The organism is Hydrogenophaga intermedia (genome assembly GCF_000723405.1).
GTDB classification, from domain to species: domain Bacteria; phylum Pseudomonadota; class Gammaproteobacteria; order Burkholderiales; family Burkholderiaceae_C; genus Hydrogenophaga; species Hydrogenophaga intermedia.
On record NZ_CCAE010000057.1, the window covers coordinates 15,209 to 29,029 of the forward strand.

The 13,821-nt window shown below is 70.1% G+C and carries 12 protein-coding genes; 5 read left to right on the forward strand and 7 right to left on the reverse strand.

Features of this window, described 5'->3' with window-relative positions; genetic code table 11:
- Positions 1-24: 24 nt before the first annotated feature.
- Complete coding sequence (locus BN948_RS21715) at positions 25-498, reverse strand: Lrp/AsnC family transcriptional regulator (protein WP_009517851.1); 474 nt, start codon at positions 496-498, stop codon at positions 25-27.
- A gap of 70 nt (positions 499-568) precedes the next feature.
- Here BN948_RS21715 and BN948_RS21720 point away from each other — a divergent pair, with 70 nt between their 5' ends.
- On the forward strand, positions 569-1,534 hold the full coding sequence (locus BN948_RS21720) for an EamA family transporter (RefSeq protein ID WP_009517850.1): 966 nt from the start codon (positions 569-571) through the stop codon (positions 1,532-1,534).
- Here BN948_RS21720 and BN948_RS21725 read toward each other — a convergent pair.
- Positions 1,503-2,195: an alpha/beta hydrolase gene (locus BN948_RS21725; protein WP_009517849.1), complete on the reverse strand. Its 693-nt coding sequence runs from the start codon at positions 2,193-2,195 to the stop codon at positions 1,503-1,505. The genes BN948_RS21720 and BN948_RS21725 overlap by 32 nt on opposite strands.
- 39 nt (positions 2,196-2,234) lie before the next feature.
- Here BN948_RS21725 and BN948_RS21730 point away from each other — a divergent pair, with 39 nt between their 5' ends.
- The 3 genes from BN948_RS21730 (at position 2,235) to BN948_RS21740 (ending at position 5,827) form a co-directional block, all read left to right on the forward strand.
- Positions 2,235-3,032 (forward strand): 2-keto-4-pentenoate hydratase, encoded by a 798-nt coding sequence (locus BN948_RS21730; RefSeq protein WP_009517848.1) that lies wholly within the window; start codon positions 2,235-2,237, stop codon positions 3,030-3,032.
- Positions 3,033-3,127: 95 nt separating this feature from the next.
- Positions 3,128-4,819 carry an AMP-binding protein gene (locus BN948_RS21735; RefSeq protein ID WP_009517847.1) on the forward strand — a complete coding sequence of 564 codons (1,692 nt, stop codon included), beginning with the start codon at positions 3,128-3,130 and terminating at the stop codon, positions 4,817-4,819.
- Positions 4,820-4,849: 30 nt separating this feature from the next.
- Positions 4,850-5,827 carry an NAD-dependent epimerase gene (locus tag BN948_RS21740; RefSeq protein WP_009517846.1) on the forward strand — a complete coding sequence of 326 codons (978 nt, stop codon included), beginning with the start codon at positions 4,850-4,852 and terminating at the stop codon, positions 5,825-5,827.
- Here the strand turns inward: BN948_RS21740 and BN948_RS21745 are convergent.
- The 3 genes from BN948_RS21745 to BN948_RS21755 form a co-directional block, all read right to left on the reverse strand.
- Positions 5,815-6,309 (reverse strand): low molecular weight protein-tyrosine-phosphatase, encoded by a 495-nt coding sequence (locus BN948_RS21745; protein ID WP_035623785.1) that lies wholly within the window; start codon positions 6,307-6,309, stop codon positions 5,815-5,817. The two genes, BN948_RS21740 and BN948_RS21745, sit on opposite strands and share 13 nt — an antisense overlap.
- A gap of 70 nt (positions 6,310-6,379) precedes the next feature.
- Positions 6,380-6,691, reverse strand: coding sequence for an H-NS histone family protein (locus BN948_RS21750; protein WP_009517844.1), 312 nt, complete (start codon positions 6,689-6,691; stop codon positions 6,380-6,382).
- Between the two features lie 72 nt (positions 6,692-6,763).
- Positions 6,764-7,738: an RluA family pseudouridine synthase gene (locus BN948_RS21755; RefSeq protein ID WP_009517843.1), complete on the reverse strand. Its 975-nt coding sequence runs from the start codon at positions 7,736-7,738 to the stop codon at positions 6,764-6,766.
- A 559-nt stretch (positions 7,739-8,297) separates the two neighbouring features.
- On the opposite strand from BN948_RS21755, the gene BN948_RS21760 reads away from it, so the two are divergent.
- Positions 8,298-11,210, forward strand: coding sequence for an Rne/Rng family ribonuclease (locus BN948_RS21760; RefSeq protein WP_035623788.1), 2,913 nt, complete (start codon positions 8,298-8,300; stop codon positions 11,208-11,210).
- A gap of 133 nt (positions 11,211-11,343) precedes the next feature.
- On the opposite strand, the gene BN948_RS21765 is transcribed toward BN948_RS21760, so the two are convergent.
- Positions 11,344-12,645: a heme biosynthesis HemY N-terminal domain-containing protein gene (locus BN948_RS21765; RefSeq protein ID WP_009517841.1), complete on the reverse strand. Its 1,302-nt coding sequence runs from the start codon at positions 12,643-12,645 to the stop codon at positions 11,344-11,346.
- A gap of 29 nt (positions 12,646-12,674) precedes the next feature.
- Positions 12,675-13,821, reverse strand: a 1,147-nt coding sequence (locus BN948_RS21770) for a uroporphyrinogen-III C-methyltransferase (protein ID WP_035623803.1), incomplete at its 5' end; no start/stop codon positions are given.

Consider the following 13,821-nt stretch of genomic DNA (forward strand, 5'->3'; position numbering starts at 1 on the left):
GAAGCGGCGGAGCGTGGGGGCTTGTCAGTTCGCCCCGGGCCAGCGCAGCGGCCGTTCCTCGAACTCGGTGCTCAGCACCACGGTGCTGGTGGTGCGCGCCACACCCGGAATGGCCTTGATGGCGTAGAGCACGTCCTCCAGCGCGCGTGCGTGCGTGGTGCGCAGCTTGGCCAGGAAGTCGTACTCGCCGGCCACACTGTGCAGCTCCAGCACCTCGGGCAGTTCGCGCAGGCGCGGCGCGATGTCGCGGCAGTGCACGCCGCCGTCGTTGCGGATGGCCACGAAGGCGGTGAGGTGCAGGCCCACGCGGTCGGGGTCCACGCGCAATGAGAAGCGCTCGATCACGCCACGCTCCACCATCTTCTTCACGCGTTCGTGCACGGCGGCGGTGGACAGGCCCACCTCGGCCGCCACGTCGGCGTACGAACGGCGGCTGTCGCTGCTCAGGGCCGTAAGAATTCCGGCGTCGATCTCGTCGAGCTGAATATTTGCTTGCATGCGCACACAGTTCTGATAAAAATACGGGCCATCGGCGTTTCGCCAGAAATCTTACGACACAGGTGGCCGCATGCCGTCCATTTTCAACCGATTCAGCCCACAAGGCCAATCCTGGCGCCTGGCCCTGGCGCTGCTCATCGTGTACCTCGTCTGGGGCACCACTTATTACGCACTGGCCGTGGCCATGCAGACCTTGCCGCCGGTGCTCATGAACGGCGCGCGCTTCGTGGCAGCGGGTCTGGCCATGCTGGCCATTGCGCGCTGGCAGGGCCTGGCCTGGCCCACGGCGGTGCAGTGGCGCGCCAGCGCGCTCATCGGCGGGCTGATGGCCTTCGCGGCCATGGCGCTGGTGGTGCTGGCGCAGAAGGCCGGCATCGGTTCCGGGTTGATGGCCACCGTGGTGACGACCATGCCCATGTGGCTGGCGCTGTGGACGCGCTGGGGCGGCGAGCGCGTGCCGCTGACGAGCTGGCTGGGCCTGGTGCTGGGCGCGGCGGGCGCCATGCTGCTGGCCCTGGAGGGCGATTTCTCCACCACCTTGCTGGGCACACTGTGCGCCTTCGGCGCGCCGCTGGCCTGGAGCCTGGGCTCCTACGCCTCGCGCAAGCTGGCGCTGCCACCGCCGGCCATGGCCTCGGCCGCGCAGTGGCTGCTGGGTGGGCTGATGTGCACGCTGGCGGCGCTCCTGTTCGAGCCCGATGCGCGCGCGTTCCAGTGGGCGCAGGTGTCGGCGGCCTCGGCCCTGGCCTGGCTCTACCTGGTGGTGATGGGCACCATGGTCACGCTCAACGCCTACCTGTGGCTGCTCAAGAACACCAGCGCGGCACTGGCGGGCAGCTACTCCTTCGTGAACCCGGTGGTGGCGCTGGCGGTGGGCGTGTGGCTCGGTGGAGAGCGGCTCACGGGCTGGGTGTTCATCGCCCTGCCCCTGATCGGCGTCGCGCTGGCGCTGATCCTCTACGGCCGGCCCGTGATGGACGGGGCCGCCACGCTGTGGCGCCGCTTCAGCGCAGGACGTCGAGCAACCAGCGGTTGAGGTCACCCACTTCCTCGGGGCACACGCTGTGGCCCATGGGGTAGGTGTGCCACTCCACCGGGTGACCCAGGGCCAGCAAGGCATCGCGCGCGGCCTCGCCGCGCGACAGCGCCACGATCTCGTCGCTCTCGCCATGCCCCATGAACACGGGCAGGCCGGCATTGGCCGCGCTGCGCTCGGTCGCCGTGGTGGCGGGCAGCGGCAGGTAGCCCGACAGCGCCACCAGCCCGGCCAGGCGCTGCGGCGCGCGCAGGCCGGCCAACAGCGTCATGGCGCATCCCTGCGAGAAGCCCATCAGCACGATGCGCGAGGCCGGCACGCCCATCGCGACCTCGCGATCCATGAGCGCCTGCACCTGCGCCATCGAGGCGCGCAGGCCGGGCTCGTCTTCCTGTCGCGGCTGCGCCGCGTGCGACGAGGGCGGGAAGATGTCGTACCAGGCGCGCATGGCGTAGCCGCCGTTGAGCGTGACGGGCCGCACCGGCGCGCTCGGGAATACGAAGCGCACGGGGCCGACTTTCGTGAGGTCCAGCATCTGCGCCACGGGCACGAAGTCGTTGCCGTCGGCGCCGAGGCCGTGCAGCACGATGAGGCTGGCCGCGGTGGGCGCGTCGGGCGCGCCCGAGCGGCCTTCGAGGAGTTCGAGTCCGGTGTCGTTCATGGGATGGCAGCATAGCCGCGCCCCCACCACAATGCCCACATGACGCCCCAAACCCTGCTGCACCACGTCGACACCGGCCTTCCCTGGGCCGAGCGCCTGAGTACCGACCCTGCCTACACCCTCGAGCGCGCCTACGCCGACGCGCTGGCCGTGCGCGCCCTGCGCGTGGCGCGTGGCGAACACCCGCTGGGCTACAAGGTCGGCTTCACCAACCGAAGCATCTGGCCGGTCTACAACGTGTATGCGCCCATCTGGGGCACGGTGTACGACAGCACCGTGGTGTTCTGCGAGGGCGAAGGCCGGCTCTCGCTGGACCACACGAGCGAGCCGCGCATCGAGCCCGAGGCGGTGTTCGGTTTCCGCGCCGCGCCCGCCGCCGACGCCTCCATCGCGGATCTCTTCGACGCGCTGGACTGGGTCGCGCCCGGTTTCGAGATCGTGCAGTCGCACCTGGCGGGCTGGAAGTTCGACGCCCCCGACACCGTGGCCGACGGCGGCCTGCACGCGCGCTTGCTGGTGGGCCGGCGCGTGCCGGTGCGCGACATCGCCGCCGACGCCGTGGGGCTGGACGCGGCGCTGGCCGGCTCGGGCGTGACGCTGGCGCGCGACGGCGAGGCATTGGACCAGGGCAAGGGCGCGGCCGTGCTCGACGGCCCCGTGCAGGCCCTGTGGCATTTCGTGCAGGCCCACCGCGCCTGCCCCGGCGCGCCGCCGCTGCAGGCGGGCGACATCGTCACCACCGGCACCTGGACCGACGCCTGGGCCGTGGCCCCGGGCCAGACCTGGCACGGCGCCTTCGACGCGCCGCTTTCGGCGCTAACGCTGCGACTGGAGTGAACTCCCCAATCGGTGGCCGACACGGGGAAAACCCAGTGAGGAATTCACCGCCCCCTCGCTAGATTGGACGGGTTTCAAACCAAGGAGACCCGTTCATGAGCGCGAAGATCGCCGACGACCTGCTGGCCCTGCAACGCCTGTACGACTGGGAGAAGAAGGCGCCCACGCGCGTGGCGCTGACGCAGCCCATGGGCGGCGGCGTGGTGCACGACTTCACCTGGGCCCAGGTGGCCGACCAGACGCGCCGCATGGCCGCGCACCTGCAGTCCCAGGGCTGGGCACCGGGCAGCAAGGTGGCCATCCTCTCCAAGAACTGCGCCTGGTGGATGATGAGCGACCTGGCGATCTGGATGGCGGATTACGTGTCGGTGCCGCTGTACCCCACGCTTGCGCCCGAGACCATCCGCCAGATCCTCACGCACAGCGAATCGAAGGCCCTGTTCGTGGGCAAGCTCGACGGCTGGGAGGGCATGAAGCCCGGCGTGCCCGCCGACCTGCCCTGCATCAGCTACCCGCTGTCACCCGTGGACGCGATCCAGGCCTACGACGGTTGGGACGCCATCTGCGCGCGCACCGAACCCTTGAAGGGCCAACCGGTTCGGGCGGAGAACGACCTGGCCACGCTGATCTACACCTCGGGCACCACCGGCCTGCCCAAGGGCGTGATGCACAGCTTCGGCAACTTCGCCTGGGCGCTCGACAAGGGCCTGGCGCGCATCCCTCTCACGCAAAACGACCGCATGCTGAGCTACCTGCCGCTGGCCCACGTCGTGGAGCGCATGCTGGTGGAGCACGGCTGGCTGCGCACGGGCATGCACGTGTTCTTCGCCGAATCGCTGGACACCTTCGCGGCCGACCTGCAGCGCGCGCGGCCCACGGTGTTCTTCTCGGTCCCGCGCCTGTGGGTCAAGTTCCAGCAGGGCATTCACGCCAAGATGCCGCCGGCCAAACTCCAGCGCCTGCTGGGCATTCCCATCCTGGGCGGCATCGTGCGCCGCAAGATCCAGAAGGCCCTGGGCCTGGACCAGTGCAAATTCGCCGCTGGCGGTGCCGCGCCCATGCCGCCCGCGTTGCTGCAGTGGTACGCGAAGCTGGGCATTCCCGTCAATGAGGGCTACGGCATGACCGAAAACCTCGCGCTGTCGCACATCACCGAGGCGGGGAAGAACCAGCAGGGCACCGTGGGGCCCACCTACCCGGGCGTGGAACAGCGCATCGACCCGCAGACCGGCGAAATCCAGATGCGCAGCCAGGCGCTGATGCAGGGCTACTACAAGGAGCCCGAGAAAAGCCGGGAGGCCTTCACCGAGGACGGCTGGCTCAAGACCGGCGACAAGGGCAGCATCGATGCGGGTGGCCTGCTGCGCATCACCGGCCGCGTGAAGGATCTGTTCAAGACCGGCAAGGGCAAATACGTGGCGCCCGCACCCATCGAGGACAAGCTGGTGATGCACGAGGCCGTGGAGGCCTGCGTGGTGACCGGTGCCAACCTGGGCCAGCCGCTGGGCATCTGCATGTTGAGCCCCGACGCGGCCGAGAAGGCGAAGCACCCCGACGAGCGCGCCGCGCTGGAGCGCTCGCTCGCCGAGCACCGCGCGACGATCAACGCCACGCTGGATCCGCACGAGCAGTTGCAGTGCCTGGTGGTGGTGTCCACGCCCTGGACGGTGGACAACGACATGATCACGCCCACCTTCAAGGTCAAGCGCAACCGCATCGAGGACGTGTACGCGCGCAACTACGAGAACTGGGAGACCACTGGCAGGCCGGTTCTCTGGGCGGATTGATCCGCCACCTACCTGCACTACGATCGCGGGATGCACATCCTGCTCACCGGCGCGGCCGGCTTCATCGGCATGCACACCGCGCAGCGCCTGCTGGCTCGCGGTGACACGGTCACCGGCATCGACAACCTCAACGATTACTACGACCCGGCACTCAAGCAGGCCCGGCTCGGCCAGTTGCAGGGGCAGCCGGGCTTTCGCTTCGAGCGGCTCGACCTGGCCGACCGCGCGGGCATGGAGGCGCTGTTCGCGCGCGAGCGCTTCGACGGCGTGGTGCACCTGGCAGCGCAGGCCGGTGTGCGCTACTCCATCACCCACCCGCACGCCTACCTCGAGAGCAACCTCACCGGCTTCGGTCACGTGCTGGAAGGCTGCCGCGCGCAGGGCGTGGGGCACCTGGTCTACGCGTCCAGCTCCAGCGTGTACGGCGGCAACACGAAGATGCCTTTCGAGGAGAGCGACCCGGTGGACCACCCGGTGAGTCTGTACGCCGCCACCAAGAAAGCCAACGAGCTGATGGCCCACACCTACAGCCACCTCTACCGGCTGCCCGCCACCGGCCTGCGCTTCTTCACCGTGTACGGGCCCTGGGGCCGACCCGACATGGCCTACTTCTCTTTCACCAAGGCCGTGCTCGAAGGCCGCCCCATCGACGTGTTCAACCACGGCGACATGAAGCGCGACTTCACCTGGATCGACGACATTGTCGAAGGCGTGTTGCGCGTGCTGGACAAGCCCGCCACGCCCGCAACCGAAGGCGGCGCGCCCTACCGCGTGTTCAACATCGGCAACCACGACCCGGTGCAACTGATGGAATTCATCGCCTGCATCGAGCGCGCCACCGGCCGCGAGGCCACCAAGCGCCTGCTGCCCATGCAGCCCGGCGACGTGCCCGCCACCTACGCCAGCACGACCGCCCTGCACGACTGGGTGGGCTTCGCCCCGGCCACGCCGCTGGCCGAGGGCATCGAGCGCTTCGTGCGCTGGTACCGCGGCTACTACAAGGTCTGAGGCGGCGCCACCCCGGCAGCGCCCGTGAGGCGCTCGATCACACGCGGCGCGGCGCGCTCGCACATCGCCATCACGTTCTCGAAGCCCTGCAGCGGACCGTAGTACGGGTCGGGCACTTCCTGAAAGCCCAGGCCCGCGTAGTCCAGGAACAGGTGCAGCTTGTGCGCCTGTGCGGGCGGGCAGCGGCGCCGCAGTTGCGCCAGATTGCCCTCGTCCATGGCGAGGATGGCGTCGAAGCGCCCGAAGTCTTCCTCGCTCACCGCCCGCGCGCGCTCGGTCTCGATGGCCGCGTAGCCGCGCGCCTTGGCCAGCTGGCGCGCGCGGCTGTCGGCGCGCTCCCCGGCATGGCCGCCGTAGACGCCGGCCGACTCCACCGCCACGCGTCCCTGCAGGCCGCGGCGCTCCACCTCGGCCTGCAACACCGCACTGGCCATGGGCGAGCGGCAGATGTTGCCCATGCAGACCACCAGAATCTCTTGCATGGGGGCGAGCATAACGAGGCGCGCCCAAGAAAAAGCCCGCCGGGCGGCGGGCTTCAGCGGGGCCTGACGCTCAGATCTTGTAGGCGTCCAGATCCTTGCCGGCGGCCAGCGCGTCGCGCACCCATTGCGGCTTGCGACCCGGACCGCCCGCCCACAATTCGCCATTGGGGCCGCGATACTTGGGCGCCGCGACCGACTTGGACTTGCCCGCCTTGCGGCCACCCGCCGAAGCGGCGCCGCCCAGATCGGCCACGGTGATGCCGTACTGCTTCATCTTGGCCTTGATGTCGGCGATCACGTTGGACAGCTCGTTCTTGCGGGCCTGTTCGGCCTGTGCCATCAATGATTGCGCCTGCGCCATCAGTTCGGAATACGTTGCCATATCGGTAATCCTTGTCGCTTTGAAAAATGATTCGGGGGCATCGAGCGATGCCGGGCAAATTCTATTCCGTTTTCAAAGCGAATCGACGAAACGTTGCAGTTCGGAGGGCAATTCGGTTTGCAATTGCAGCGGCGATTGGGTTTGCGGATGCGTCAACCGCAGACGCCAAGCGTGCAGGAACATGCGTTTGAGGCCGGCCCGCGCCAATTCGCGGTTGCGCTCGAAATCACCGTATTTGTCGTCGCCGGCGATGGGGTGGCCGGCACTGGCCAAATGAACGCGGATCTGGTGCGTGCGCCCGGTCTTGATCGTTACCTCCAACAGGCTCAGCGGCCCCCGCCCGTCCGGCGAGTTCGGCCATCGGCGGGCCACTCTGACGAGAGTGATCGCCCGCATGCCATCGGGGTCGTCGGCCGAGGTGGTGCGCACGCGCCGCTCGCCGTCGGCCAGCAGGTACTTGTGCAGCGGCACATCGATCACTTTGCTCGATTCGGGCCAATCGCCCAGCACCAGCGCCAGATAAGTCTTGCCGGTTTCGCGTTCGCGGAACTGGTCCTGCACCGCCTTGAGCACGCTCTTCTTTTTCGCAATGAGCAACAGGCCGCTGGTTTCGCGGTCCAGCCGGTGCACCAATTCGAGCAGGCGCGCGCTCGGTCGCGATTGGCGCAATTGCTCGATGACACCGAAACTCACGCCGCTGCCGCCGTGCACGGCCACGCCGGCGGGCTTGTCGATGGCGAGCAATCCTTCGTCTTCGTGCACCACAGGGAATTCGCGCGCGGGCGCGGGTCGTTCGGCCTTTTCCTCGGCCCGATGGGAGACGCGGACCGGCGGGATGCGCAGCACGTCGCCGGTGGCCACGCGCTCATCGGCGCTGGCGCGGGCCTTGTTGCGCCGCACCTCGCCCGAGCGGATCACGCGGTAGATGTGCGTCTTGGGCACACCCTTGAGCTGGCGCATCAGGAAGTTGTCCAGCCGCTGGCCGTCGGATTCCTCGTCCACAGTGATGAGGCGGACGGCGGGCGGGGTGTCGATTGGGGCTTTCATGGATCCACCACGGACGCGGGGGACGTGTCTATAATGCGCGACGCCCGTTGTGTGCTGTAAGTGTTTGATTTGTCTTGAGTTTAAGGCAGCAAACACCGAAGCGGCCGACCCGGATGTGCCGGGAGCCCGGCGGGCGGAGGTGGCCAGCCACGGCACCCGGCCCTCGCGCCCGATCCCGATGCTGACTTTGCGCATCCCGGTCGGCCCGAGCCGGAGGACGCCGCGGTGGAATCCGCAGACCCACAGCGAACCGACAACGGAATACCCCAATCGTCCAGGCCCCGACAGCAAACGGCCTGGACGAGGAGACGACCCAGCAGCCACCGAGGCCCGATGCTGTCACCGACAGCCCTGGACCCCTAGCGGCCCTGCCCTCGACTCCACGCGCCCATGCCCGACCCGGCACCCCGTCGCAGCGCCCGAGCGCGCGCGCCATTGCCCGGTCACGGCTCTCCGGCAATTCCTCCACCGTTCGTTGCGTGTGCGGCTTCCTGGCCTTGCGGGCGGCGCGGGCAAATCAGCCCGGCGCCGCCGTGTGCCAACGAAGGGAAAACGCATCATGAAACGCATGCTGATCAACGCCACGCAGGCCGAAGAGCGCCGCCTGGCGATCGTGGACGGGCAGAAACTGCTCGACTACGAAATCGAGATCGAGGGGCGCGAACAGCGCAAGGGCAACATCTACAAGGCCGTCGTCACGCGCGTCGAGCCCTCGCTGGAAGCCTGTTTCGTCGACTACGGCGAAGACCGCCACGGCTTCCTGCCGTTCAAGGAAATCGCCCGCCAGTTCTTCCAGGGCAACGTCTCGCCGTCCCAGGCGCGCATCCAGGACGTGATCAAGGAAGGCCAGGAACTCATCGTCCAGGTCGAGAAGGAAGAGCGCGGCAACAAGGGCGCGGCCCTCACCACGTTCATCAGCCTGGCCGGCCGCTACGTGGTGCTGATGCCCAACAACCCGCGCGGCGGCGGCGTCTCGCGCCGCATCGAGGGCGAGGAACGCGCCGAACTCAAGGCCGCACTCGACCAGCTCGAGTACCCCAACGGCATGAGCATCATCGCGCGCACGGCCGGCATCGGCCGCGACGCCGCCGAATTGCAGTGGGACCTGAACTACCTGCTCAAGCTCTGGACCGCCATCGACGGCGCCGCCGGGGCTGGCAAGGGCGCGTTCCTGATCTACCAGGAGTCGAGCCTGGTGATCCGCGCGATCCGCGACTACTTCAACAGCGACATCGGCGAGATCCTCATCGACACCGATGACATCTACGACCAGGCGCATCAGTTCATGAGCCACGTGATGCCCGAGCACGGGCACCGCGTGAAGCGCTACCGCGACGACGCGCCGCTGTTCAGCCGCTTCCAGATCGAGCACCAGATCGAGACCGCCTACAGCCGCATCGTGCAACTGCCCAGCGGCGGCGCCATCGTCATCGACCAGACCGAGGCGCTGGTGGCCGTGGACGTGAACTCGGCGCGCGCCATCAAGGGCGGCGACATCGAGGAAACCGCCACGCGCACCAACCTGGAGGCCGCCGACGAAGTGGCGCGCCAGGCCCGCCTGCGCGACCTCGGCGGTCTGATCGTCATCGACTTCATCGACATGGAGGAGAGCAAGAACCGGCGCGAGGTGGAAAACCGCCTGCGCGACGCGCTGCGCCAGGACCGCGCGCGCGTGCAGTTCGGCTCCATCAGCAAATTCGGCCTGCTCGAAATGAGCCGCCAGCGCCTCAAGCCCATGCTCAGCGAAGGCGCGTCCATCCCCTGCCCGCGCTGCGGTGGCTCCGGCCACATCCGCGACACCGAATCCTCGGCGCTGCAGATCCTGCGCGTCATCCAGGAAGAGTCGCTCAAGGACAGCACGGCCGCCGTGCTGGTGCAGGTGCCCGTCGAGGTGGCCAGCTTCCTGCTCAACGAGAAGCGGACAGAGATCACCAAGATCGAGCTCAAGCAGCGCATCAACGTGCTGCTGGTGCCCAACAAGTCGCTCGATACGCCCAACTACAAGCTCGAGCGCCTGAAGCACGACGACCCGCGCCTGGACAACCTCGACTCCAGCTACAAGCTGGCCGAGGAAGTGGACGACGTGGCCAGCTTCACGCGCCGCAGCCAGGAGCGCACCAACAAGCAGGAGCCCGTGATCAAGGGCGTCCTGCCCGACGCGCCGGCGCCCGTGGCCGTGCCCAAGCCGACGCCCGCTCCCGTGGCCCCGGTGGCGGCGCCTGTGGCCAAGCCGGTCGCCGCGCCGGCCGAGGCGGGCTTCTTCGGTTTCCTCAAGAAGCTGTTCGGCGGTGCCCCCGCCGCGACGCCCAGCCCCGCGCCCGCACCGGCGACGCCCGCTGGCAAGGAAGCCGGCAAAGGCGAGGCCCGCCGCGACGGTGGGCGTGACGGCGGCCGGGGCCGCGGTGGCCGAGGTGGCCGCGGCGAAGGCCGGGAAGGCCGCGACAACCGCGAAGGCCGTGGCCAGCGCGATGGCCAGCCACGTGAGGCACAGGCCGCCGAAGGCCAGCGCCAGGGTGGTGGCCGCAACGGCGAGAACCGCCGCAACGAGCCCCGCCAGGACAACCGTGGCGAAGGCCGAGGTGACAACCGCGGTGAGAGCCGAGGCGAAGGCGCGCGCGGCCAGGGAGAAAACCGCCGCGACCGCCGGGGCGAGCGCCGCGAGGCACCCGCTGCCGAGAACGCTGAACTGAACGCCAACGCGGTGCCAGCCACCGACACGGCCGACAACGCCGAGGCGCAGGCCCGTCGCGAGCCGCGCCGTGGCCGCGGTCGTGATGGCCGCGAGGGCCGTGAGGGCCGCGACGGCGAACAGCGCCGCCGCCCCGAGAACCAGGACGCGCCGCGCGGTGACGACGAAACCGCCGTGCCGGCCGACGCTGTCGCCACCAGCCCCGAGCAGGGCGACGCCGACAACGCCCAGCGCGCCCCGCGCGAGCGCCGCACCCGCGACCGCTATGGCCGCGACCGCCGCGAGCGTGGTCCCCGCGAGGACGCTGCCGAGGCACCCGCCGAGGCCGGCGACACCGTGCCCATGGCCATGGAAGGCGAGGCCGCCGAGGACACGCCGCCGGTCCGCAGCTACTTCACCATGCCCAGCGCCCCTGCGGCCGCGCCGGTTGCTCAGACGCCGGCGCCCATCGCCGCTCCCGTGCCGGCGGCCCCGGTCGCCGCCGCCCCGGTGACAGCGCCCGCGCCTGCCCCTGTGGCTACGCCGGCAGGCATGCCCAAGGTGCAGGCCTACACGCTCGGTATCGACGACCTGCGCGCCGTGGCGGCCTCCAGTGGCCTGGAATGGGTCAACTCCGACGCCGAGAAGGTGGCCCAGGTGCAGGCCGCCATCGCGGCCGAGCCCGCGCCCGTGCGCGTGCCGCGCGAGCCCAAGCCGCCCGTGGCCCTCGACGAAGGCCCGCTGGTGCTGGTCGAGACCCGCAAGGACCTGCGCGACATGACGCTGCCGTTCGAGCAGCGCTGAGCGAGTGGCGCGGCTCCCCGCGCCACCTGGTGGTGTCACCCCAAAGAAAAAGGCCAGCGCACAAGCGCTGGCCTTTTTCTTTGTCTGTCATTTGTCCGTCCGCGAACCCGCTTGGCCGCTGACCGACACCCCGTCAGTCGATCTGTGCCGCCTGCCGCCAGGCCTCCTGGGCGGCCTCGCTGTCGCCGCGCTCCTCGGCCAGACGGGCCAGCGAGCGCCAGGTGCGCCGGCACAGCGTGGCGTCGCGCAGGCCGGTGCGCGCCAGGCCCAGCAACTGAGCCGCCTTGCCCCACAACTGGCGGTGCAGGCAGGCCTGGCCCGCCAGGTACTGCAGGTGTGGGTTCTGCGGCCATTGGCGCTGCAGCAGTTCCAGGCGCGCCAGGCCTGCGGCGTCCAGGTGCGGCAGGTCGGGTTCGAGCGCGAGCGCCAGGCGCGCCTGGTGGCGTTCGTCGAGCGAGCCGAAGTCTTCCCACAAGGGCGCCAGCCAGTCGCGCACCCGCGCGGCGACGTCTTCGCCTTGCCCCCCCTCGGGGGCGTCATGCCCGTCGATGGCGTCGAGCTGCAACAGCGCGTGCGCGCGATCGGCAGCGGCGAGCGCCAGCTCGGGTATCGCGCGCTCGGCCGCGTCGAGCCCATCCCACACACGCTGCAATTGCGCGAGATCGTGCGCACCCCGCAGGGCGTCAAGCGCAAGACCCAGCAGCAGGCTGCGAGCGGCCTCGGGAGAGAAAGCGCGGTGCTTGGCCAGCAAGCGGGCGGTTTCGAGGGCCTCGCCCGTCGCGTCGCCCAGACGCGCCACGCGCAGCTTCAGACGAAGGGCCTGCACACGGCGTTGCGCACCCTGTGGCAGTTCGGCCAGGCGTGCGCGCGCGGCGCTCGCATCGCGGTCCTCCACAGCCCAGCGCGTGGCGCGCAGCAGCGCGCCTTCCAGCACCTCGGGCGCGGTACGCGCCACCGTGGGGTTCAGCGCAGTCTGCAGGTGCTCGTCGCGCTGCGCGCGGTTCTGCAATGAGTGGGCGCTCTCGGCGGCCAGCAGGTGGGCCAGCGCGCGCAACTGCTCGCGCCGGGGCCAGTCGCCGCTGGTGGCACCGTCGAGGTGGTCGAGCGCGTTGCGGGCCGCCGACTGCGCGCGCACGAAGCGGCCCGCGAGCTGGTTCGACAGCGCGTCGAGCACCCAGCCCACCACGGCACGCTCCATCTGCTGGCTGCGCCAGCGCCGCGCCTGCAGCGGCAGGTCGCGCAGCAGGGCCAGCGCGCGTAGCGCGGCGTACAGCAGCGCAAAGCCGCCAATGAGCACGAACAGCGCGAAGTTGAAGGAGACGTCGAAGCGCCAGGGCGGCCAGAACAGGGTGACGGTGCCGCGGTTGTCGCCGACCAGCATGGCCATCGCCACAGCCAGCGCGGCCAGGCCGAGCAGCCAGAACACGCTGCGCATGGCGCCCCTTTGCCGCGCGCGAGCACGCATCAACGGCCCCCGGCGGCCGCGGCCAGGGCCGCAAGCGTGTCGTCGGGTCGAGGCAGGTCCTGCGACACCAGGTCGCGGCGCAGGCGGCCCAGGCTGCCCAGGGCACTGGCGATGGCGGGTGAATTGCCGTCGAAGTATTGCTTGAGCAAGCCTTCGACGACAACCACGTCGGCGCGGGCGGCGTTCATCTGGCGGGCCAGCAGGGCCAGGCGCGCGTTGAGCAGCTTGAGCTTGATGTTCTCGCGCAGGAAGAAGGCCTGCTCGGGTGCGAGCAGTGCGGCGTCGGGGTGGTCGATGCGGCTGACGTGCACCAGGTCACGCGAGCCCTGCACGACCCGCACGAAGGCCTCGCGCCACCAGCGGTTCCAGCGCTCGGCGAAGGCTTGCCAGGGTGAGCTGTCCGGGGCCGCTTCGCCCTCCGAGGGCGTGGACTCGGCCCCGGGGGCGACGCCCGCCGCGGGCCTGGCCGAAGCGGCCGGGCCCGCCGGCGCTGCGGCACGGCGCGGCGGACGCGGTGCCGCGCGCTCCACACCCACGGCGTTTTGCGTCGGCCAGGTGTCGACCTGACGCACGAGTTCGTCGATCTGCAGGGCCAGGTTGGGGATGTCAGCCAGCGCGGCGGCGCGGATGCGGTCGACATCGCGCGCGATGGCTCGCTGCACCGGGTTCAGGCGCGGCTGCGCGGCGCGCTGGATGCGCTGGTCGGCCGCCTGCAGGGCCGACACCAGCGGCTGCGCGCTACCGGTGAGCTGCGACTGCTGCAGGGCCAGGCGCAGGGAAGCCTCGAGGTCCTGGATGAGGTTGTCGTCGCGCGAGCGCGAGAGCGAGAGCATCAGTTCCTCAAGCTGGCTGCGCTGCAAACTGACCTCGGACAGGCGCACCTCGGCCACGCCCAGGCGCGCCTGCAGTTCCTGCACCTGGGCCTCGGCCTGCGAGGCCACGGTGCGCGCCTCAACCACCTGCAGCTCGACCTCGTGCGCGCGCCGGGCGAGTTCGGCCTGGGTGGTGTTCAGGCGCTGCCAGAGCATGCCGGCCATGACCAGCGCGGCGGCGGCCACCAGCAGGGCGAGCAGCGTGAGGCCCACGGCCGGGCGCGCGGAATGCGGCGCCTCGGGCGGGAGGCTGACGGGGGGAGGGGCGCTGGGC